We start from the raw sequence: 23,854 nt of genomic DNA, 5'->3' as shown, positions 1-23,854 counted from the left end.
TTAAAATAGTTTCTCGGCAGGCGGCTTTACCCCGGCCAGTCTCAAATAGACAGTTGTCTGGCCCCGCTGGTGCGTCTGGTGCTCAAAAGCTTTTTGGAGGGCCATTTCCCTGGTCAGTTCAAATTTACCAAAAAGTTTGAAGTTCTCAGCCAATTGTGAAGCGTTGGTTTTTTTAATACAGGCTATAACAAAGTCATAACCATCCAGGACCTGTTTGGTAATGCTAGCTTTAGACAGATCCGATGATTTTTCCAGGGAACCCGTTACAGGATTTCTTTCACCTGTTGCAGCGGCAGCAAAGATGTAATCTGTATCTGTAAGATGTAACATCTGTTCTGCAAAGGACCTCATCTCTGGGGTAGGTTTTAGGCTGTATCCAGATTCGGGCATAGCTTCCAGGTATTCTCCGGTATAGGCCTTCGCCCTTCCCCATTCTTTTACGAGTTTATCTTGCGCGGTCTGCGCATTTGCAGAGCTGTTGATGCCACATACTATAAAGAAGAGGATAAATAATTTGATTGCTTTCATAAATTAATTCTATTAAGCAAAAGTATATTCAAAAAAAAAGAATAGCCAATAAACTATATTAAGAAATAGCCTTAATATAGTTTAAGATTCAGCTTTTTTTATTCTGGCTATTTCGCACCTTACTTAAAAATTCAGGTGTGATCCCGAGGTACGAAGCAATCTGGGTATTGGGCAGGCGATTGGAAAGATCGGGATATTGCTCTAAAAAATATTGATAACGTTCCTCTGCTGTTGAGCTGATGTTCTTTAAGATCCGGTCCTGAAGTTTGATATACTTCCTTTCGATCATAATTCTAAAATTCCGGTCAAATTTATGATAGTGGAAATATAGGAAAAGAAGATCGCTATGTCTGATCTGCATGATAATAGATGGTTCTACTGCTTCGATATAAAGTTGACTGGGCTTCTCGGAGTAAAAACTGCTCAGATCGGTCATCCAATCATGCTCGGCTGCAAACTGAAGATTGTGTTCCCGGCCGTTTGGGTCAACGGCGTACATTTTAAGGCATCCCGAAACGATAAATGAGAAGTTGACACAGACTTCCCCCTGCTGTAGGATGAATCCCCTACGTTTTATTTTGCGTTCTACAAAGCGTCCCAATATTTCATTACGCTCCAGTTTATTTAAAGGAACATAGGTTTTAAAATATGCGATCAGCACATCATAGCTATTTGTTTTGATATCCAAGATCTTAAATATATATAGATTGATCCGTAAAGATCAAAGATAATGATAATGCCAAAAAGGTACCAAGGGTAAATTCACCTGCTTAGGGTTGGACAGATAATCCTTTATGGAATATAGCTTTTTCAGGTTTTCTCAGTATTTATTGCACAGATATGTAATATTCGCCAAGGGGGAGAGTGGGGGAACTGAATCCCAGCTTAAAATCCCTCGCTAATATGGTTTAAAAGACACTTATGATAATTGACTCACCGAATCGCTCACGTGACCTTTCTTAAGTGCAAATGCTATTTGATAAAGGTTGGTATTTAATGTCTAGATTCAAAGCATTGGCGTTATGGCTTAGCCAAAATAGGGTGTGGTCCTACCAGTTCTGATCTGAAGGAGAGTAGCGTGTTTGACTCTAGTTAGTCGATTTAGAAGCAGATTTCAAGGCTAATGAAAGTATTGGACAAAGTAATCAACCACCGATTGTGGCAGCCCTTAATATTTAACTGAACTGACTCGGCTAAACAGATAAAAAACTTCTGTGAAGCCAATTTATCTTCCTGCAGGTAACATGACTGGTAAACTTGAAAAGTAGTATTAAAAAAATTAATTTAGAGTAGCTAATAATAAAAACTCCAATCCGTCTACTACTGATCCCTCTTGACTGGGAACGATTGTGAAATGTATTTTGTCAACCGCTGTAGTAAGCTGAAGCCTCTTGAGCTGAACCTTGTCGATTTGTATGAAATACTTGCCCGGTACTAATCCCAAACAACTAAAGTAGCCATCCACTTCCGTAACTGTACTAGCCATAAGAGTCGATTGTGTATTGTAAATATGCAGTATAATACCACCAAGATTTTTCTCGCTATCTTTAGTTTTTATCTTTCCGGCAACTTCCCCTGAGACCAATACGGCTACCTCAACACTCTTTACCGAGTTAGGGTCTACTGTAATGCTATAGTTCTTTTGATGGAGTCGCCAGGCTATGTTTTCGAACCCCGAGGGGTCTAATTCAACCTCGACCACGGCATAGGCTTCAAGGTCTGTGATACGGATGGTTGTATCCTTAAGGTTTTTTTTGATCCGTCCAGCATTGACACGGATATTTAGTCCTGTAGCTTTCGGTTCATCAGGGTCCCGCCGTCCATTGCTGTTGATATCCAGATATGGATTTAATACAATAACCCCTTTACCTACATTTGGATGATTGCTGAAATTGATATATTTCGATTTGTGGTCATACATCAAACTGCCATTCACGGCCTGGAAGTACCTGACAGCATTATTACTTTTTCGTACCGATGTCTTCGTATTTGCAAAGGAGAAATCGCACCGCAAACCGATTTCGGTATTTGTTATGTTACTGCTGAAATTTCTTTCGTATGAAAAGTTGGCATAACCATTTCTAAAAATCCGTTTTTCCAATTCAGTTTTAACGCCAATCAGTTTTTTTTCCAGATACTCATACTGAAGTTGCTGGGTCAATATGATGTTTTTAAGCATTCTGGCTGAAATTGATAAATTACTGTATACGTATGGATTGTGACCAGGCATAAAAATGGAGAAAGTGTTAATACTGGTGCTGTAGGAACCAAGTGCTACCGACAACATCCACTGCGCAGTGGTGTATTTAAAAGCGGGCAGTACAATCTGTTCCAATGCAATTCTGGAATACGCCGAAAAAACACGCCCCCTTAAAGGGAAAGAGAGACTCACTTTTCGGTCTTCCAGAAAAGTATTATTGATTGCAGTCTGTCCTTTACTGTACCAGATATTACTAACTTCCATTTGCAATCCTGAGGACATATTGTAGCTTAACACGGCTTTTGTCTGCACTTTATAGTCATATTCCGCTGAAAACAACAGATTGGTAGACACCCACATGGAAGTATTGATAAAGGGTATGGCTTTTCCTGAGGTAATTGAAGAGAGATATTCGGCACCAGCTCCCACGGTGATCCTTTTACTAAGTCCATAATTGCTGCTGAAACGAGAAAATCTGCTGTGATACTCATCTTCCACAATCCCCGTTGAAATGGTGTACTCAAATTCATTTTGAGGCAAAAAATTAAATGGCACCGTTATGGTTTGTTCGCTGAAACGTTCCTCCCCATATAAACCAAAAAAATGGAGTTTTACCAGAGAATTTCCGTAGACCAAGGGGACATTCAACGTATAAAAACCAGAGGCATCTGCTTTCACATAGTTGATTAAAACGTTGTTGACATACATTTCTACTGTCCAGTTGGGCTCCGTATAGTTGCTGATCATATAACTTCCAAAAGATCTCCTGTAGGTAGTTGGTGTATTGGTCATTTGAACGCCCACAATGGGGGCATAAATAGTGGCTATTGCCTGTCCGTAAATTTTTCCAGCAGATATTTGCTTAGCAAAGCTTCGGTCATTATCTACCAATTTCCAAAGATAGTATTGCTGCAGTTCTTTAAATGGCTCGGTGCTATGGTAGTTCAAAATAACATTGGTCTCGCCCCCTGCTATTACTCCCCCCAAACCAAGGCTTATGCGGGTATCCTCAGCACCTTTCACATTGTCTTTGGAGGTGGCTAGGGAATAATCGGCCGTCCCTAGATGAAAAACTGGATAGACTCTACCAACCTTAACGTCCGGTTGGAACACTCCTTTGAGTTTATTTACATTGGCGCGCATCTGTTTTTGCCGCATCTCCCGTATGGCAGGCAGTTCCAGCTCGGTACTGAGGGTCACAGACAGGTTCCGAAAGCTGAAAAGGCAGTTTAACTGAAAAATCCTACCGAAATAGTCAGACCGTAAATACAGGCTCGTTGGAGTGGTGATCAGGTCGTTTGGCGACAATACGTACACCTTCCCCAAGTAGCTGATACGATTTTTTATATTGTCAATGAGAAACTTAGCCTCCGGATTGATGAAGGTGCCGCTTATGGAATCCATGGTTGAAGAGGCCTGGTTTCTGATCCCAAGAAAATTAAACAGATCCCCAACGGGCAGATAAACAGTCTGGTCTACAATCACTGCTGACATCTCTATCCCGCCAATGCGCTGGACATTTAAAAAAATAGAAACCTCGTCATATTCAGGCACCTCATGCGCCTTACAGTCATTTATATTGCAGTACACAACAAACAAGATCAGCAACCATCGCTTTAACATGGTTAGGGTTGTATAAATGTAACAGAAAATGTACCGTTATAACTTCCAGGTGGACTGGCCAGCGGATTTGTTACGGTGAGCGTACCACCAATTCTGATTAATGTGCGGCTGGGAGATACAGCGGTTGCAATAAATGAACTGCCCAAGTCAGAATTGCCGATATGCAGACTCAGAGTACCTCCGTTGCTGCCGGTTAAGTTTACATCAGGGCCATTGCTGATCGTGATGATGGTTCCCGGTTCTGCATCTGCTTCAAAAATTGCAGGTGAAAAGGAAAATCCCAAGCTTGCCTGGATGATACTGCCGGTGGTTGACCTGGATCCGTTCGGATAGACAATTACGGTACCGCCAGAGCCACCCAGGTAAAAGGCACCGAAGCTTAGTCCCTGGGCAGGATTAACATAGATTGAAATCGGGCGCGGAGGATTTTCAATAGCAAGTATCTCCGGCCTGTGCTGTGCATATACCGAAAAGCCTAATGGCAATAGGGCGAACATTAAAAATTGCTTCATTTGCTTCCCCCGATAAGTATTTTTTTTGAATGCCTGCCCTTTGGTGTCATAAAACTAACGACGTATACTATATCCGGCGAAAGACCATGTAATTCATAATCTCCATTTCCGTTAATGGGCTGCCTTGAAATCCGCTGCCCAATCAAATTACTGATAAGTAAATATCCTTTTTGTTCATCTATCAGTTTAATGTGTACATATAGCGCACCTCCTGATCCATACAAGGAGTATTCGTCCTTTTTTTCAAGAGGGGCATTCACTTTGTTAAACCTTAGGGAGAACCGATCAGTGTAAGTGCCCTGATTTAAACCGATCGTGAACTTGGGGTTTAATAGCAGGTCCTGTACTGCGCCTGTTACAGCATCCACCAGGTAAATGTGTAAGGCATTAGGCCATTGTTCTGTATTGCGTAAATTGAAGGTAATCGTCCCATTCCTACTGGTCTGTAAGCCTAATGGAATTACGGTAAGTGTATCTAGATCTAGCAAGGCATTGATGACAAGCTTTGAAGCATCGGCGGCTAAAGAATATAGGTTTGGAATCTGATCATCCAGGTTCATAAGCTTTATCGCATCCAGATTTTTATCAAAAACAGGACTGGCCTGATCGCTGGTGTAGATGATCAAAGGGTCTGAGGAATGTTCATGATCCGAGAAATTTGCACTTAGCCTAAGTAGGATACGTGGACGCCGTGTGTTCTGCTTCGGTACTGTACTTAATGTAGATTTATGGAAGACCGGTGAAAGGTTGTTGACTCTTATATTATTATCAACACCAAATGTGCCACTTACCGGGAAGCTGCCATTACTTACATGGACAAAAAACCCCTGCATGGACGCGATAATATTTCCTGCAATGCCGTCGCTTGACACCCCGTTGATATAGGTACTGTAGGTGCCAGTATATTGACTGGTATTGCCTGAGTTAAAAAAGTAAACCGCATTGTCAATATTTGTCTTTGTCCAGCCGGAAGCCGCGTTCCAGTCTATTGGAGAAGGATAAGGATTACCGACCAGGTTAAAGCCTTCTGAGTAGGGTTGATTGTGGTTATAGATGGTTGATGAGATCGCGCCGTTATTTACTGCACCTGTTATACTTACTGTTTTTGGGGCAGTCGATGCGCCAAAATCCGCTGCATAACCATGCATCGGAACAAGTGGATTCGTAACGGTTGTATAAGGGGTAAAACCGGAACTTGCCTGGTTTTCTATATATGTGTAAAAATTGGGGAAAGTGGCATTGAGATCGACGATGCTGGCAAAGCTGTTTACGGTAGCAGATTGTACGGGCGAGCTGAAATATTTATATCCATAACCCGCCGCCAGGTAACGTTGCATGGTCACATTTCCCGATACATTACCTATTCCGGTGCCATCGATCAATGCAGTTTGGGCGGCAGACGAAAGCAAAGTAAGGTATCCACCAGTACTCAGTGTCCCAGTGGATACCAATAGTATTCCGCCAAGGTTTAGGGTTCCAGCCAGTGTGACGCCGGAGCTATTGGCTATGGTAAGGTCTTTAATCTGGTTACCTGTAAATACACCCGCAGGTATAGTTTGGGCAAGGGTGCCATTCATTTCAATCTTTCCGCTGTTTACCGTGAAAGTGCCACTGCTGCTAATGTCCCCTCCTATTTTTAAAGTCTGGCCGTTGATATCCAATGTCCCGGCAGTGACGGTAACGTTATTACTTACTGAGAGATCTGCTTGCAGCAGGGCGGTGGCATTGGCGCTATTGATCTGCAGGTTATAAACCGGTTTTGCGGAGACGATCTGCATTGTCTGGGCGGCACTTGTTGATACATTTCCAATTTGTAGACTACCGCCCGTAAAACCAGTGCCTGTGGTTGAAAGGTTTGCATAGCCGAGGTTTTGTCCGCTGCTTCCCCCCGCGTTCTGCAGGATTATTGCGCCACCTGACATATTGAAAGTGCTGCCTGAAACATCCATGTTAAATGGTGCTATTCCTGCAGTGGTGCTTCCAAGGGTGTTTATAGTCATTGTTCCGCCCTGTACATCCAGCATCCATGATGTGCCGGGGTTACTGATCGCGGAGGTGAGGTTAAGGTTTCCGGCGCTGACAATCAGGTGCCCTGAGTTTTGAGGGATAACGAGATTATCTGCTACACTTCCCATATTCAATACGCCCCCGGTAACTTTAACCAGGCCGGCTACTGTCCAGTTCATATTAACAGCATTACTGGTGCCTGCATTTACCCATAAACCGGCGGTAGCGGGTATCAAAAAGTTATCAGTAGCAATATCTGTTATAAAGGGAGTGATGTTTGTGCCGGAACTGTTCAGGTTAAAGGACCCGTTGTTTAATATCAGAAATCCGTTAGGAGCAGAGAAATTTGTGGCTGTAACATCGAGATAATTGCTACTGAGCGCTCCCATGTTTATGGTAATATTGTTGAAATTCGTAACGGGTCCTGATCCGGACAGGATCTGAACGCCGTTTTTGTTAAATGTGGTGTTACACAAACTGTTTGCGTCTGGTCTCAAATTCATCGTGCCATTGTTGGTGAAGTTACCTCCTACGGCGAGCAGGTGCGTTGCATCGGAAGTGCCGGCAACATTAAATGTAGAGCCGCCCGCAATTGTGACAGCCCCACCGGCTATAATTTTTTGTACTGTAGCGTTTGTGCCGATATTCACTGTTCCCGATGTAATACTGAGGTTATTGCCAACTGCCGCATCAAGAATGGTGACCACACCGCCGGAACTTGCTACATCCAGATTATAGTAAGGTATTGTTGTTATAATTTGATCCGTTGATCCATTATAACTGATTGTCGCCAAATTGACAGTTGCATTGGGAATTGCAGTACCAGCTACCCTTAAAATTCCCGCAATACCAATGATACCTGGGCTGAAGGTTTTTACGCCTGTATTACTTAAAGTAAGATGGTTGTAACTGGCTGCAGCGATGACCTGTGCCCCGTCTTCATTAAAGTCAATTGTACTGCCGGCAACTATATAAGTATTGGTACCTGGGGTAAATGTTCCCGAGATGCCAATTGTGCCACTGTTTGCTAACGTACGGCTACCTGTTGAGCTACTGGTCAGGTTATTGTAATTGTAAGCAGGGATGGTTTGCGCAGCTGTTCCTGTAAAGCCAACTGTACCTCCGGATACATCAACTGTTCCAGAGACCGTTGCAAAGGCCGCTGCCGTATTGAAAATACCTGAAGTCAGTGTAAGATCACCCGATACGGACAGAGATTTTGTGCTGTTAATGCTCAGCCGTAAGCCTGTATTGTTGAGTAGTAAATTCTTTGTGGTGGCTGCTACGTTAATGTCAATGATATTGGCACCGGTCAGTTCTACATTATCAGTAGCAGTGGGTACACCATCGGTATTCCAGTTTGCCGCATCGCCCCAGTTGCTTGTTCCTGCACCGCCGTCCCAGGTTTTGATGTAAATGGTCATTTCGCCAATCTGGAAATCAACAAATGTGGTAAGTCCAGTTACCTGTACACTAGTCGGGCTTACGGTACCTATCATTGGGTATGTCCATAACCCGCCATTGTATGCGCCCACCACAAATGCGTTTGTATTTGCTCCTGCATCTAAATCGGAGGCCAAATAGTTGAAGATGGCACTGCAGGAAACGAATACGATACCACTGTTGGCCAAAGTCCAGAATCTGTTTACACTTTCAGCAGCATTGATGGTTGAGCTGCTGATATTGGGCTGATCGACGGGATTGGTAAATACGGTAAGGTCGCCAGCAGTTGTCACACCCGAAAACACAAGTGAAACCGGAGTGTAGCTTGCTCCGTCCCCTATTTCAAAACTTTTCCCTGTAGTGCCGACGGCTATGTTTTTTTGTAATTTGCCATTTACCCAACCTGTATTCTGGGCTGCTCCGGCGATACTGCCTGAGGCTGGCTGGATGAGTTTGTAGCTGCCTGTTTGCAGGGCTCCAGAAATGAAATTCAAGATTCCATTCACCGCTGCATCTGCTGATAAGGTACTCAGTCCTGAGGCCTTATTGACCGTAAGGTTATTGAAAGCTGACAGGACATAAATATTCTGGGCACCGGTGCCGTTTAGCGTGAAAGTGGAAGTCCCGCTATTGATGGTACCGCTGCTGGACAGGTTACCGCCAATAGTATGCGTATAGGCACCTGCATTTAATATTGATCCGGCATTTACTGTCAAATTATTTGTAATATTCCATGTAGATGAAGGTGTTATGCCTACGGCGTTTGTATTGGAAATGACCACATGACGGATCGAACCCGGTGTGCCGGCCAGTGTCAACGCACCTGTTCCACCGAAAATTACAGTGCCATTGCTTGAGAAAGCAGTCCCCATATTGACTGTAGCCGCGACTGACGGAATAAAGTTAAAGGTGCCATTGCTGGTCATCGTTCCGTTATTGATCAATCCGCCAAGGATGTTATGGGTAGACATTCCCCCGTTAAATGAAGCTCCGCTACCAACAGTAAGTGCATATAAGACGGTCCATCCAACACTTGGGTTTACACCTCCGGTATTATTGATATTCAGAAAGCCAAACTGAGGCGTGGAAGTAGAGTTGAGTACGGGTGAAACAGAGCCGTTAAAGTTTACGGTTATGGCAACCGTTGTAACGGAGTTGATCAGGCTCAGCGTTTGCAAAACGTTGCCAGAAAAAGTAGTCGTGCCCAATGTGTATAAAACACCACTGTTGACCAGATCGCCATGAAGGGTTGTACTGATCGTTGACCCACCGTTTAATGATCCGGTACTGGTAATATTGAGTAAACCATTGAAGGTAACATTATTTAAAATGGTATAGCTGCCAGTAACAGTCATTTTATTAAACGTGGTATTACCAGTGATGTTTTTGGAGACGCCGGCACATAATACCGTACTGGTTGACGGCGTAAAGGTTCCGTTGTTGACCCAGTGGCCATTCAGTGTGAGTGTATTGGCACCACCATCAAAAGTAGTGGCAGCCTCTATGGTTAAATCACCGTTTACGGTAACAGGGGTATAGAGAATTTTAAGCCCGCTATTCCTGAATATTAAATTGCCATACACCAGGCCGGGTAAGAGTAAATGCTGCGTGCCTGTTCCATTGAATATTACCGTACTTGCAGGTCCAAGGGAGTAGTTGGAAAATTTATTGGGGGCATTATCAGCTGCAATAATTAAAGTGCCTGCACTGGCAATGATAGCCGATCCACCGATAGTGGTCCTGTTAAAGAAAAACGACTTGATGTCAAGGGTACCTGAAGTTCCTGCGAGATTTCCTTTTAATGTGACATCTCCTGTCAGTTCCGCTAGTGCGCCTATCGGTTTATTGATCTCCAGGTTGTTGAAGATGGATGCTGTGATGGTTTGAGGGCCGATACCATCAAAGATTACATTTGCCCCATCATCGTTAAAGGTGCCGCTGTTTGTCCAGTTGCCCCCAATGTGTAAAATACTGTTGTTGTGCAGCGTTGCCCCGGATGAGATGGTTACATTTCCTGCAATGTTGGTTGTGGAGGAATTGTCCAGTTCCCCTGTGGAAATCAAAAGGTTCCCGGCAATATGAATGGCATAGTTTATCTCTGCCGCCCCGCCGGCTTTGTTAATGCTGAGATGGTTATAGTTGACCTGTCCAACGTTCTGATTATCTATGCCGTTATAAATTACTGTTCCACTTCCTGCGGTGAATGTTCCACTGGTATAGTTGAAATTCTTGAAAATGCTTAATGTTCCTGCTGAATTAAAAACAACGTTAGCTCCCCCAGACTGGCTAAAGGCACCTGCGGCATTTACTGTTCCTGTACCGATATTAAGATTGATGGCATGACCTGTTACCCCGTCACTAAGCGATAGATCGCCGTTAACGGTGATAGACTGATCGTTTGCGTTGATGGTATGTATAATGCTGCTTGCCCAGGTTCCCTTGATGTCGCCGGTACTGAGCGAACCGCCACTTGCCATAGAAAGGATTACTGCCTGTGTGCTTCCGAAATTTATGTTTTTGACATTTACCGCACTACTTATCGTTGGTTGATTGGTAAAAGCTATAGTGCCCAGATTGACGATGTCTGTTACAGATGGAGGTGCCGATGCTGAGCCCTGAAGAACAGTCCAGTTGGCGGCGGTATTCCAGTTGGAACTAACGCTTCCGTTCCATTGGGCAACATTTGAATTGTCTGAACAGGTCCAGCGGTTGGTGATGTTTGTTAACCCGCTTTGTTCCACATAATTGCTGGTCGTACTGTTGGCTGTTTTGCCGCTGGAAACCCATACTGACCCATTGTAATTCCATAATCCCATCGAAGACTCCACACTGCCGTTCAGTTCGTTATCTTCGTAATGCAGCCGGAGGGTTGCATTATAGCTTCCTGAAGGAACGGTTATGCTGTAAGCCCTGTTGATCGATCCGCCAAAGGGAAAATCATTAACTGATCCTTTCACGATGGATACCGTAACACTTGTAACGGATGAAACAGTAGAAAAATTAACTGTATTGTCGGGCCCCTCAAAGGCATAGGCCACGCCGGTTGTAAAAGCATGGGTCCGCTGGATATTGCCCAGTATAATCCCGTTGCCCGTTCTGGTCGTTGTAATGGTCAGGGTATTTGTTCCGGTAACCATGGTTCCTTGTATCATGTTCAGGGTAGCCGTGGATACATTATTTTGTAAAATCAGGCCTGTAGCCGCGGTTGTGCTGTTAACCGTGAGCACATTGAATGTAGTGGCACCGCTGATGTTAGAATTCTGATTGCCAATAAATTGAACGGTACTGGTTCCGGCTGTAAAACTGCCTGAATTACTCCAGTTTGCATAAATGGAATGGGTAAAGGGCCCTGGAATAAAGGTAGTACCGATAGCTATGGTCATGTTGTTATTTACGGTTAAACCTGCTATTGCCGTTTTGGTGTTTCCATTGGACAGGGTAAGGTTGCTGTAGGTAATGGCATTGATATTCTGAGGGCCTGAACCGTTAAAATCTACCGTATTTGGTGCTGAGGAAGTCACGTCCAATGTACCAGTGGTGATAGTCATTGTACCTGCAATGCCCAAAATTGAAGTTGCCGATAACTGTAATGAAGTACCATTAACGGTTGCATTAAAAAGGTTGGCGGTTCCACTTAAAGTTGATGTCCCTGTAAAGGTCGTAGTTCCTGAAGAAGCAGATAAACTGCCGTTGACGGTAAGACCAGATGATATTGAAAAATTTGCAGTGGATGTTACACTACCAGATATTGACAGTATACCAAAACTCATGGCACCTGCTCCTGAAATCGTTTTTGAAGTCCCTGCCATGGTAATTACACCTGTGCTGGCTGTAAAGCTGCCGCTCACGGATATATTACCAGTAAGGATTACCGAAGCAGCAGTACTCACGGTTCCGGTAACGGTCAGGTTGTCTACTGCAATATCTGTTCCGGTAATTGTTGTTCCTGATCCGGACATCAACAAAGTTCCGCCTGATGCCTGGCTGAAGGAACCTGATCCAGTGGTGGCAAGGTTACCGGCTAAGTTCACGCTGCCAGCTGAAAAACTGACCAATGGAGCAGCTACGGTGAGGTTGTTGAAATTTTGAGTACCGGATCCACTTACCGTTGTCCCCGGGCCTGTAAAAATAATTGTACCCGTATTGCCGTTAAAGGTTCCGTTATTTAACCAATTACCACCGATATTATGTGCATAAATGCCACCATTGAATGTAGTGGAGGCGGCGATAGACACATTTCCGCTAACAGTAATTACTGAAGCAGCAGTAAATGAAACTGAAGTGCCCAACCCCACTATGCTACTCAAATTACCCACTACGGATAATGCTGTTGCCGGAAAAGTCTTTATGGCAGCACCGGCGGAACTGCTGAGCTTAAGGTTTCCATAAGGTTGGTTGGCTACAGTTTGGCTGGTGCCTGAATATTCTACTGTACTGGCCACTACTAATGTATTGTTTGTATAATTGGCCGGATAAGTATTAGTGCCACCAATCTTTAAGGTGGCATTATTGGATACAGTAAGCATCCCGCCAGGAGTAAGCCGGTTGGCGGTAAAAACGTCCAGATCAAATGTGCCGCTGGATACGGCAAGGTTACCGCTAAGGCTGATATTGGTATTTAAAGTGACGATGTTAGCCGTATTTACAATGCTAAGATGATTGAAGGAGGTCGCAAATGTACCACTGATCAGCTGGGCGGTTGTACCATTGAAAGTTACCGTGGAAGTTCCTGCAGCAAAAGCTAGAGCCGAGCTATTGTTGGTCCAGTTTCTCTTAATGGTGATATTAAAATTATTAGCGGTTAAAGTACCTACTGTAACAGATAGATTATTGTTAACTATGATCGCGGCTGGTAAAAGTAATCCGCTGCTGTTGTTAAGTATTAGATTATAGAATGTAGATACACCTGAGAAGGTCTGTTGTCCGGAAGTGCCGTTAAAACTGACCGATCCGTTATTGGTAAAGGTTCCGCCGTTTGCCAGTGTTCCGGTAATGTTTAGGGTACCTGCTAAGTTAAGGGTTAGCGTTGCACCTGTATTGATGCTCAGGTTCCTGCAATTTACACTACTGCTGATTGTGGGCATTCTGGTTGTGCCTGCCGCAATAATGACATCTGTAGTTGAGGTTGGTACAAGTCCATCGCACCAGTTATTTGCATTTGCCCAGTCTGTATCTACATTGCCTGTCCATTGTCCTGTGGTGTTTGTTGAGCTTACGGTTACATAAGCAACGGCTGGGGTTGCACAGCCGGCCATCGTTGCCTGTACTGTATAAATGCCAGCGTGGGCAGCAGAGAAAGTAAGCGCTGGGTTTTGTAAATTTGAAGTAAAACCGTTCGGGCCGGTCCAGGAGTACGAAGCCCCTGCAGCTGTTGTAACTGTAAGGCTAAGTGATGTGCCGGCACAAACCGGGCTATTGCTCCCTGCTCCATCGGGCGAATTATATAATATACTGACTTCTGCAGCGTTAAGCTCTCTGTGATAGATAACTGCATCATCGAGTGTGCCCTGGAAATAATGACTTGTGGGTTCATTGGGCCAGGTAGCGACATCATCATAACCAATTCGCCAATAGCCTGTGTAGCTCTCAGCACTGGTAACCGTACCATCACTGGCAGTCAATACGCCGTCAACATATAATTTTAATCCGCCAGCCCCAAGTGTACTGGTGGCCAGGTGCCAGTTTCCATCATTATAGGCCGTTGCTGTACTCACATATTTTTTAACCGATCCGGGGGCGACACCCAGATATAAAACACCTGTTCCGGTCATATAAATAAAGCGGTCCCGGCTCCCGCCATTGCCTGTTTGCATGCTGGAAAAGCCGATCAGCACCCCACCGACAGTTGTTGTAGTTTTAAACCATATAGAAGTACTGAACGATCCTGGGTTTACATAAGCATTAGCAGTTGAAATGTAATTGCTGCTACCATTAAACAGGTAGGCTTTATTCGTGTTGCTAAAGCGATCTGGAGCCTGGGTAGGGACAATCCCCTGAAATGTACCGTTGTTGCTGCTGATTGCGTCATTTGCATTTCCTTCAAATTTATAATTGGCAATTAAGCCAGTAACGGGAAGCTGCGAAATAGCTGGCCCCGAGCATGCCAGTAACTGACTTCCACTAAGTACGATACTTAAACCGCCCTCAGACACTGCATATATTTTCCAGTAATAGGTGGTGCCGGCCGTTAATCCGGATTGAAGGGAAGAGGTGCTGGCCACGGCTGTTTGTGTAATAAAGGTATAATTTATGGCATCTGTTGAACGGTAGATGACAAAACCACGCTCATTGGAGGACAGGTCCGTCCAGTTCAGTGTCATTGATGTATTGGTTATGCCGGAAAATGTCAAGCTCCCCGGAGCCGTTGGTACCGGAGGGGTAAAGCCATAGGTTCTTCCCGTCACCCGCTTGGTCGTTACAGTTGCTTCAATGGTAGAACTTACACTGGTTCCGGCATTGTTTACCGACAAAAAACTACCAGAGCCAGTTGCAGCAGCAGTGATCCCAATCGAGGCTGAGGGGGAAACCGCTGAAGCAGCATCAGACCTGTAAATGTATTCGATCTTGCCGGTATTTTCATAAAGCCTTATCTGGAAGGAACATACGCTTCCGATTGCAAGATAATACCATCGTACATTCAGATACTGCAGGGTAAATATGCGGCTGCCTGCTGTTCCAGTTGTTTTATAAGTCACATTGGTGGTGGTCCCGATGTCCAGATCGTCCCACAAAGGGGCAATAACAGGGCGGGGGCTACCTGCTGTAGATAAGGAGTTCGTATAAATGTTATCTGTCGGGAGGTTACCCAATGTTAGCCAGCCATTTGTACTTGCAGCTATATTATCATAACGGATGCCCATATACCAAAAGTCAAAGCCAACGGGGATGAGTCCCGAAATGCCATCGTCTGTTGTGCCTGTCCACCCGGTAGTACTGATTGGGCTTGATAAAGCCGTGAAAGTACCGGTTGTGCCGGCAAAAACATAATTGGTTACGGTTTGCGCAGTTAACTGCAAACTTGTAGAAGCCAGCAAAAAAATAAGGATACCTTTACATAGAAGAATAGATAGAAATGTTCTTTTCATGTCCCTGAGAGCTTATATATTGTCATCGCCTGTACACCTGGAAACAATGGTCTCCGCTCAAAGTAACACCAATTCCTTTTCTGCAATTATGGCATATTTGATTTCGGATGATGTGGAATAGATAATATGTATCTTTCCGGTATGGTAGTTTATATTTGGGTTCTTATCTAAACTAATCCTGAAATTGCGTTCATCATTTGGCGTGTAAACGGCAAATCCCCTTGCCAGGCCAACTTGTGTAATTTTTCCCTGGGCCGAAATGTACTCCACCCTAATATCACCATATACAGACATATTGCCTGAACGGCTAAATGTCATCCTCACTTGGTGATCATCTGGACCTTTGCTTTCCATCGCTACATTTACGATAGCGATACTGTTTGTAGAAATGCCTCTGCGGATAATAACCGGAATTGCAAGACCAAATACAGGAACCAACCGGACAGCTATCGCTTTTGCATTGGTATCTGCAAGTTGAGGTTGCCTTTCATCAGGAACTGCCCTAAAGTATAAATGCGATCTGTATTCACCCGGTTTTAAATCCCCTGTATTGTTGAGCTGCACTTTTATCGTCTGGGCTTCATTTGGACCAAGTACGACACTCCTTGGGAAAAACCTGAAATTCTTGTCTGCAAAATTTTGCCCGGAGTCCGGCTGCGTAATGTTTTCAAAAGCTCCTTCTTTTGTCATTCTGTATTGAATCACGGAGATCAAGTATTTTGCCGTATCAGCACCTGTGTTGGCTATACTTAGCTCCTGGGTTCTTTTACTGTCATCAAATACTACCCTTCGTGGAATAATAATTAAGTTTCCCTGTGCTTCAGCTTTTGAGAAATTTCCCATCAAACCTGATAAAATGAATATAAAAGTAAAAATTCTTGTCATCCCAATCCTCCGCCAATTTGATCAAATTAAAAATGGCTGCTAGTGATTTGCTGCAGCCACACTAACTAGTTATAGTTTACCGTTACGGCAAAGATGTCGGTTGCGGTATATAAACCTGCAGCTTGTGATACACCTAGATTCAAAGTTGCCCCCACAGTAAGTGTTTGGGTACCTGCAGACAAAATACCTGTTGAAGTTGGGGTACTAGTGAATGTATCCACCGTCATGGTATTAAGGCCGCTGGTAATGGTAACAGCTGAAGATGGAAGTGTAATGGCATAGGTATAAACGCCAGAGCCGCCGATAGTAAATGATGCTGCTGTGACTGTACCGTTAGCTGCCGGTAAGGTTACCCCACCTGTAGAGCTGCGGACTCCGCCAGCAGTCAATGTCACAGTACCGACAGTTCCATTAGTTGCTACATTTCCGAAATTGAGGTTTATAGTCTTTGTGATGCTAATGGGTGCGACGATTGTGGCCGAAGCTGTAGAGGTTGCCGTAGCTTGTGCCATAGCTGAAGTGGAGAACATGAAAGAGGCAAAAGAAATACATGCAATAAGTAATGATCTTTTCATAATTAGTTTGTTTATTTGTCAACAAAGCTAATCTTTACTTCGTCCCGATAGATTGCAGTCGCCAGAAAGGCAGATATGGCCGCCAGGGCAGCAGGTTTATGCCTTGAGATTTTGTAAGTTTCCCTTTCAGCACATATAAAAAATATTGCTAGTGAATTAAAGCGTACCTTTAGCGGGAATTCCATGCTTAAAAAAATGAATTGTTTAATTGTTGATGATAGTAAAAAGACAGCCGCCGATCTGAAATATATGATCAGTATGGATTCTAGTTTAATACTGTTGGGTGAATACAATGATGCATCTTTAGCTTGTGAGGAAATTCTCAGACAGCCGGTCGACATTGTGTTTTTAGATATCGAAATGCCTGGAATGTACTGGATAGGGTTATCGAAAAACTTAGATCAAAACAAACCAAAAATTATTTTCACGACCAATGCCGCCGCTTACAAAATAGAATCCTGCGAGATGGACATCGCGGATCTTTTGACCACACCAATCTCGCCAAATAGCTTCCGGAATGTTATAGAGAAAGCCAAAGAATTTTTGGAAAACAAAAAAAAGGTCATAAATGCCTTAGAGGACGATTTTATATTTATCCGTGATGCCAATGTCATCAAGCGGCTTAAGGTGGACGAGATCCTATATCTAGAAGCCATGGGGGATCAGGTTAAAATTCACGTGATCAATCGGGTATATGCTGTGAACTCTTCGCTCAAATCCGTAGAGCAAAAGTTATCTAAACAAGTTTTTTTAAGAACACACCGCTCTTTCATCATTAACATCAGTAAGATAGATACTATGGAGGGAGGAATGTTGGTGATCAACAGAAATAAAATTCCGGTATCAGATGCCTACCGGGCATTAGTAAATAAAAGAATGCATATTTTGTAAAACTTCGACATTTTAATTAGGTAGGATATTTATAAAAGTTGCAACAATATGGAGTATAGGAATACCTTTAGATAGAACCCAAATCTAAGTCTCCTAACTTTCTTTACCTTTCTAGCTATAGTTTTTATACGCTTATCTGGTTCAGTGTTTTATAAATATTACATTTTTTTAACACCAGTGATCTGCCACTGCCTTATGGGTCATTTACACCTGAACTGAAATCAGAAATGAAAAGCCGAGGCTATACCTCTGTTTAAGCTCCTAAAAAGTAAAGCATGAAATGGCGGAATGTTGAAAGCGCTGATATCGATTAAGGAAATCCAAAATCAAATAAAGCAAGCTACAAATAATAACCATTGAAATAATTGCTGCTGTAAGTAATAATGCCTAATTTTAATAATATGCTAACCAAGGTACAATAAAACAACCTCCCCTATGATCAACTTCCTGCTGTTTCTGTATGACGCCGCCTGTTAGCTCAGGCAATACCGGTAATGAAACCTCCGATAACCGGATTATTTATGAAGATATCACCTTCAGAAAACTGATCGAAAATAGTTATTCGGGAATTGCATTATTGAATAAGGATCTTCAGACCATCTACCGTAGTCCGTCCGCTACACGGATTGTGGGCTGGAGTACCGCCGAACGAATGGAAATGGGCGCAGGGGAATTAACACACCCCGTTGATAAGGAAATGGTGGATCTGCTGTTGCAGGAAGTTCTCATAAGCCCCAATATCCCCAAAACATCTACCTTTCGGTCAAAACATTTTGAAGGGCACTATATCTGGCTACAGTGCACGTTTACCAATATGTTCGATGAACCGGATGTCAATGCGATCGTATGTAATTTCCTGGATGTTACGGAATATAAGTTAAGCCAGGAAAAGGTTATAGAAAATGAGCATTTTGTCAAGACCATTACCGATAACCTGCCGGCCATGATCGCCTACTGGACTGCTGACCTGCACTGCCTGTTTGCCAATAAAGCGTTGTTGGAATGGTTTGAAAAAACGCCAGCGCAAATGCAGGGTATCCATAAAGGGAACCTAATGGATAAAGAGGAATATTTACAATGTATGCCATATATCCAAAACGTCCTGAAAGGCAGGCCCCAAAGCTTTGAACGCTCTTTTTTAAAGGCTAAGGGCAAGAGGATCTATACCCATACCCAGTATGTACCGGACATTCAGGATGGCAGGGCCAAGGGCTTTTATTCCCTGATTTATGATTACAGCGAAGTCAGATCTGCCGAACTTGAAATTTTGAAAAAAACGGCCCAGATTGAAGACCTGTTGGAAAATATTACCGATGGATTTATTGCCTTGGACGAAAATATGTGCTATACTTATGCAAACCGGCATATCGGTGAAATGCTTGGAAGGGCACCGGAATCCCTGATCGGTAACTGTATCTGGGAATTATTTCCGGAAGTGGTGGGTTCTGCAACATACAGGGCCATCCAATCCGCATACCTTGAAAAAATATATACCTGTAATGAAGATTATTATGAGCCGTTAAACCTGTGGCAGGAAAACAGGATATATCCTTCTGATAGCGGGTTATCCATTTTTATCAGGGACATTTCGGAAAGAAAGGCAGAGGAACTGCAAAAAGCACTGTTATCAGCTATAAGCCTATGTTTTAAAGAGGGCAGGGAATTAAATGAAATCCTTCTTAAAGTACTGGGACATCTAACGGGTTTTGGCAATTTCTGCATGACCGAAGCCTGGTTGATCGGATCGGATAAAAAGAAAATCAGCCGGGCCGCCAGATTTTATAAAGGGGTCAAAATAAACGGCTTTTTCAAAAACGGTGTTGATATCAGGATCTTTGCAAAAGGGACAGGTCTGCCCGGCGTTGCATGGGAGAGCCAAACCACCCAGTTCTGGCAGAACATCGATGAAGAGAAAAAGTTCATCCGTCATGCAGCTGCAAAAAAAGCCGGCTTGAAATCAGCATATGGAGTGCCATTGTTTGATAATAAAGGACTGGTAGGTGTACTGGTGCTGGGGATGGCTTCCAATGAACACCGCGGCGCGGCATTTATGAGGAGGCTGGAAAAAATCGGTTCGTATCTTGGTGCTGAGATTAAGCGTAAACAGCTGGAACAGGAACTCAACCAGGTATTTAATTTCACACCGGATATTCTCTGTATCGCCAATACTGATGGTTTTTTTAAAAAGGTCAATCCCGCAATGAGTACCTTATTGGAATACAGTAAGGAAGAACTGCTTTCTATTCCTTATCTGGATATGGTTCATCCCTTGGACAGGGAAAATGCTCTTACCGAATTACAGAACATAATTAACGGCAAACCTACGTATTATATTGAGAACCGTTACATTACCAAATCGGGAAAGATCAGGTGGCTGGCATGGACGACAACCGCGGCATCTGAAGAGGGGACATTGTATTGCGCTGCCAAGGACATTACAGATAAAAAGGAACTGGAAACACTGCTGCAAAAGGCAACGGAACTGGCCCGCATTGGTGGATGGGAAATTGACCTGGTCCAGGGAACAGTCTACTGGTCTGCGATGACAAGGGAAATCCATGAAGTGCCGGAGGACTTTGAACCTGATCTTGAAAAAACCATCAATTTTTATAAAGAAGGTGAAAGCAGGATCCTGATCAGTCAGTATATTTCGGATGCTATGCTCACTTGTAGATCCTGGGATGTGGAACTGCAGATTGTAACAGCCAGGGGAAACACCAAATGGGTACGTGTTATCGGCGAGCCTGAATTCTCGGAAGATAAATGTACACGGATAATTGGCAGTTTTCAGGAAATTGATGCATTGAAAAAAGCTGAAATTACTGCCAAAGAAACTCTTGAGGAAAGAAATACGATACTTGAAAGTATAGATGATGCTTTTTTTGCTGTAAATGAAAACTGGACCGTGACCTATTGGAACAGTACGGCTGAGAAAGTTTTGGGAAAAGCAAAAGAAGAGATGCTGAACAATAACTTATGGGATATATTTTCAGATTCTTTGGATTCAGTATCTCATAAATTATACCATGAAGCTATTGAATTTAACCGCGTGGTACATTTTGAAGATCATTACACACCCTTAAACAAATGGTATGAAATAAGTGCATACCCGGCTGGCAATGGCTTATCTGTTTATTTTAAAGATATTACAGAACGTAAAGTGTCTGAAAATAGTCTGAAAGAGTTGAATAAATCTCTTCAAAAACATGCCAAAGAACTGGCTGTCTCCAATGCAGAGCTGGAACAGTTTGCTTATGTTGCCTCCCACGATTTACAGGAACCATTACGCATGGTCACCGGTTTTTTAACCCAGATCGAGAAAAAATACGGGACTATTCTAGATGAAAAAGGCAAACGGTATATCCATTTTGCTGTAGATGGGGCCAAGCGGATGAGGCACATCATACTGGACCTACTGGAGTTTTCTAGGGTAGGTAGATCGGAAGAGGGTATCGAAGAAGTTAATACCGTCAAAGTGGTCAATGATATCCTTGCTTTGTACCGAAAGCAGATAGAAGAACAAAATGCGCAGATAACCCTTAACGAATTGCCGATATTACAGACCTATCGGGTTCCGGTCAGGCAGGTATTCCAGAACCTGATCAGTAATGCGTTGAAATATCAAATAAAAGGCCTATCTCCCTTAATCAGTATAACAGGTGAGGAAACCGGCACTTTTTGGAAATTTTCGGTTGCGGATAACGGAATAGGCATTGACCCGGAATATTTTGACAAGATTTTTATCATATTCCAGCGGCTGCACAATAAAGACGAGTTTTCGGGCACGGGTATGGGCCTGGCGGTAACAAAAAAAATAATAGAGAACCTGGGGGGCAGTATATGGGTAGAGTCTGAGGAAGGCAGAGGCAGCACGTTTTATTTCACCATATTAAAAAGCAGCTAATGAAACCCATACATATTTTACTTGTTGAAGATAATGAAGGCGATATTTTACTGACGACCGAAGCATTGGAAGATGGCAAGATCGTCAGTAAAGTAACCGTAATGAGAGATGGCGGGGCAGCGGTTAACTTTTTTGAAACTTTAGTTGGCCGTGATGACAGGCCTGATCTGGTATTACTGGATATTAACCTGCCAAAAAAAAACGGACATGAGGTATTGCAGTACATCAAAAAGAGTGAACGGTATAACCAGATCCCTGTGGTCATGCTCACGACCTCTTCTTCGGAACGGGATATATCATTGGCTTATAAACACGCTGTCAATTGCTATATAACCAAGCCGATCGACGTTTCGGAATTTATGTCTGCCATGGCTAAATTACAGGATTTCTGGATTAACATTGTCTCTATTCCTACCCTTAAATGATGAATGCCAGTAAAACCGAATACCGGATCCTGGTTGTTGAGGATAATCCGGGGGACTTCGCCCTGGTAGAGGATTTTATTTTTGAACAGATTGAATCCCCTATAATCATTCAGGTGAAAACATTTAAAGAAGCTGAAGAGATCTTAATAAAAACGGGTCCCGTGTACACTGTTGTTCTTCTGGATCTTTCCTTGCCGGACCGCGCCGGTGAAGCGCTTATCTATGAAATGGTCAAACTATGCAGGAATATCCCTGTTATTGTGCTCACGGGGTATACAGACTTCGCATTCGGGGTAAAATCACTTTCGCTGGGGGCATCAGATTACCTGCTGAAGGAGGATTTAACCTCAATCTCATTATATAAAAGTATTATCTACAGTAGTGAACGTAAAAGAATAATTTCTGCGCTCGAGGAATCCGAAAAACGCGTTAGGAGTTTTGCAAATCAGTTGAATAATGCATTGGAGGAAGAACGGGCACGCATTTCGCGTGAGATTCACGATGAATTCGGACAGCATTTATCGGGGCTTAAAATGTCTTTGTCCTCTTTGAAAAAGTCCAACAACGGTAATCATGAGCTGGAAACACTGATCAGCGCCCTGGTTGCCGATGTCAATATCAGCATAGAATCTGTCAGACAGATCGCGAACGAACTAAGGCCGGTCTTGATAGATAAACTGGGCTTAATTGCAGCTATAGAATGGCTGGTGGCCGAGTTTGAAAAAAAAACTGGGATCTCCAGTTATCTTGAAGCAGACACAGACCAGCTTGTTATGGATGAGATGCCCGAAATAAATATTTTCCGCATCTGCCAGGAAGCGTTGACCAATATCACCAAACATGCAAACGCTACATCGGTAAAAATTCAGATCAAAAACACAGATGGTCAGTTGTTCATAAAAATAATTGACAATGGCAGTGGGATTAAATCCAAAACCCTGCACAATCCCCTTTCCATGGGGCTACTAAACATGAAAGAGCGTGCCAATCTGATTGATGCAAAATTAAATATCAACAGTTCATCACAGAACGGAACAATCATCGAACTTATTTTAGATACAAATGGCAAAAAAAATATTAATAGCAGACGATCATTCCGCAATTAGGACCGGTATCAAACAGATCTGTACAATTGATTTTCCATCTGTAGAGTTTGGGGAAGCGATGAACTATGGGGAGGTTTTTCAAAAACTGAAGGAAAATGACTGGGATATTCTGATACTGGACATCGGCCTTCCCGGTAGAAACGGACTGGATATCCTCAAACAGATAAAAGCGGAAAAATTAAAGACGCCGGTGTTGATGTTCAGTTTTCACAGTGAAGAACAGATTGCGCTCAGGGCGATGAAACTTGGTGCCTCGGGCTATCTTTCAAAAGACGCAGCTGATCTGGAACTGATTAAGGCCATCAGTCAAATTACCCAGGGCAAGAAATATGTATCCCAGTCTTTGTCAGAAAAACTGCTTTCATTACTTGATGACAACGCTGATAGAGAACCTCACGAACTTTTATCCGACAGGGAATATCAGACACTGCTGCTTATTGCCTCGGGTAAAACTGTTACTGAAATTGCGGAACTGATCTGCTTAAGCACACCTACCATCAGCACTTACCGGGCACGTATCCTAGAAAAAATGAAGATGAAAACCAACGCCGAGCTCACTACCTATGCGATCACTCAGAAGCTTGTTTAATTTGTTGCATGTCAACCAAATAACTACAGAGCTTTCATAGTTACATCTATATTTTCATAATTACCTATTTAATAGCTTTGA

At 43.3% G+C, this 23,854-nt stretch carries 12 protein-coding genes; 5 read left to right on the top strand and 7 right to left on the bottom strand.

Features of this window, described 5'->3' with window-relative positions; translation table 11 throughout:
- The 7 genes from ACN9MR_RS13405 to ACN9MR_RS13375 form a co-directional block, all read right to left on the bottom strand.
- A complete protein-coding gene (locus ACN9MR_RS13405) occupies positions 1 to 528 on the bottom strand; it encodes a DinB family protein (protein ID WP_426330171.1) in 528 nt (175 codons plus the stop codon).
- 88 nt (positions 529 to 616) lie between these two features.
- Positions 617 to 1,216: a Crp/Fnr family transcriptional regulator gene (locus ACN9MR_RS13400; RefSeq protein WP_426330170.1), complete on the bottom strand. Its 600-nt coding sequence runs from the start codon at positions 1,214 to 1,216 to the stop codon at positions 617 to 619.
- A gap of 591 nt (positions 1,217 to 1,807) precedes the next feature.
- Complete coding sequence (locus tag ACN9MR_RS13395; protein WP_426330169.1) at positions 1,808 to 4,351, bottom strand: MSCRAMM family protein; 2,544 nt, start codon at positions 4,349 to 4,351, stop codon at positions 1,808 to 1,810.
- Positions 4,352 to 4,353: 2 nt separating this feature from the next.
- Complete coding sequence (locus tag ACN9MR_RS13390; protein ID WP_426330168.1) at positions 4,354 to 4,863, bottom strand: DUF4402 domain-containing protein; 510 nt, start codon at positions 4,861 to 4,863, stop codon at positions 4,354 to 4,356.
- Positions 4,860 to 15,398 carry a fibronectin type III domain-containing protein gene (locus ACN9MR_RS13385; RefSeq protein ID WP_426330167.1) on the bottom strand — a complete coding sequence of 3,513 codons (10,539 nt, stop codon included), beginning with the start codon at positions 15,396 to 15,398 and terminating at the stop codon, positions 4,860 to 4,862. The genes ACN9MR_RS13390 and ACN9MR_RS13385 overlap by 4 nt, the downstream gene beginning before the upstream one ends.
- A 57-nt stretch (positions 15,399 to 15,455) precedes the next feature.
- Positions 15,456 to 16,241, bottom strand: coding sequence for a hypothetical protein (locus ACN9MR_RS13380; RefSeq protein WP_426330166.1), 786 nt, complete (start codon positions 16,239 to 16,241; stop codon positions 15,456 to 15,458).
- Between the two features lie 107 nt (positions 16,242 to 16,348).
- Positions 16,349 to 16,858: a DUF4402 domain-containing protein gene (locus ACN9MR_RS13375; protein ID WP_426330165.1), complete on the bottom strand. Its 510-nt coding sequence runs from the start codon at positions 16,856 to 16,858 to the stop codon at positions 16,349 to 16,351.
- A 195-nt stretch (positions 16,859 to 17,053) separates the two neighbouring features.
- On the opposite strand from ACN9MR_RS13375, the gene ACN9MR_RS13370 reads away from it, so the two are divergent.
- From ACN9MR_RS13370 to ACN9MR_RS13350, 5 genes are all read left to right on the top strand, one after another.
- Entirely contained in the window at positions 17,054 to 17,749 is a 696-nt protein-coding gene (locus ACN9MR_RS13370; protein WP_426330164.1) for a LytR/AlgR family response regulator transcription factor, read from the top strand.
- A gap of 460 nt (positions 17,750 to 18,209) precedes the next feature.
- Positions 18,210 to 21,653 carry a PAS domain S-box protein gene (locus tag ACN9MR_RS13365; protein WP_426330163.1) on the top strand — a complete coding sequence of 1,148 codons (3,444 nt, stop codon included), beginning with the start codon at positions 18,210 to 18,212 and terminating at the stop codon, positions 21,651 to 21,653.
- The gene (locus ACN9MR_RS13360; RefSeq protein ID WP_426330162.1) at positions 21,653 to 22,078 is read left to right on the top strand and encodes a response regulator; all 426 of its coding nucleotides are present in this window, start codon (positions 21,653 to 21,655) and stop codon (positions 22,076 to 22,078) included. The genes ACN9MR_RS13365 and ACN9MR_RS13360 overlap by 1 nt, the downstream gene beginning before the upstream one ends.
- Positions 22,075 to 23,184, top strand: coding sequence for a histidine kinase (locus ACN9MR_RS13355; protein WP_426330161.1), 1,110 nt, complete (start codon positions 22,075 to 22,077; stop codon positions 23,182 to 23,184). The genes ACN9MR_RS13360 and ACN9MR_RS13355 overlap by 4 nt, the downstream gene beginning before the upstream one ends.
- On the top strand, positions 23,141 to 23,773 hold the full coding sequence (locus ACN9MR_RS13350; RefSeq protein WP_426330160.1) for a response regulator: 633 nt from the start codon (positions 23,141 to 23,143) through the stop codon (positions 23,771 to 23,773). Before ACN9MR_RS13355 ends, ACN9MR_RS13350 begins: the two co-directional genes overlap by 44 nt.
- The last annotated feature ends 81 nt before the right edge of the window (positions 23,774 to 23,854 follow it).

The sequence above is a fragment of the Pedobacter sp. R-06 genome (assembly GCF_049913135.1).
Taxonomy (GTDB): Bacteria; Bacteroidota; Bacteroidia; order Sphingobacteriales; family Sphingobacteriaceae; genus Pedobacter.
This window is presented reverse-complemented; position numbering and strand designations above follow the sequence as displayed.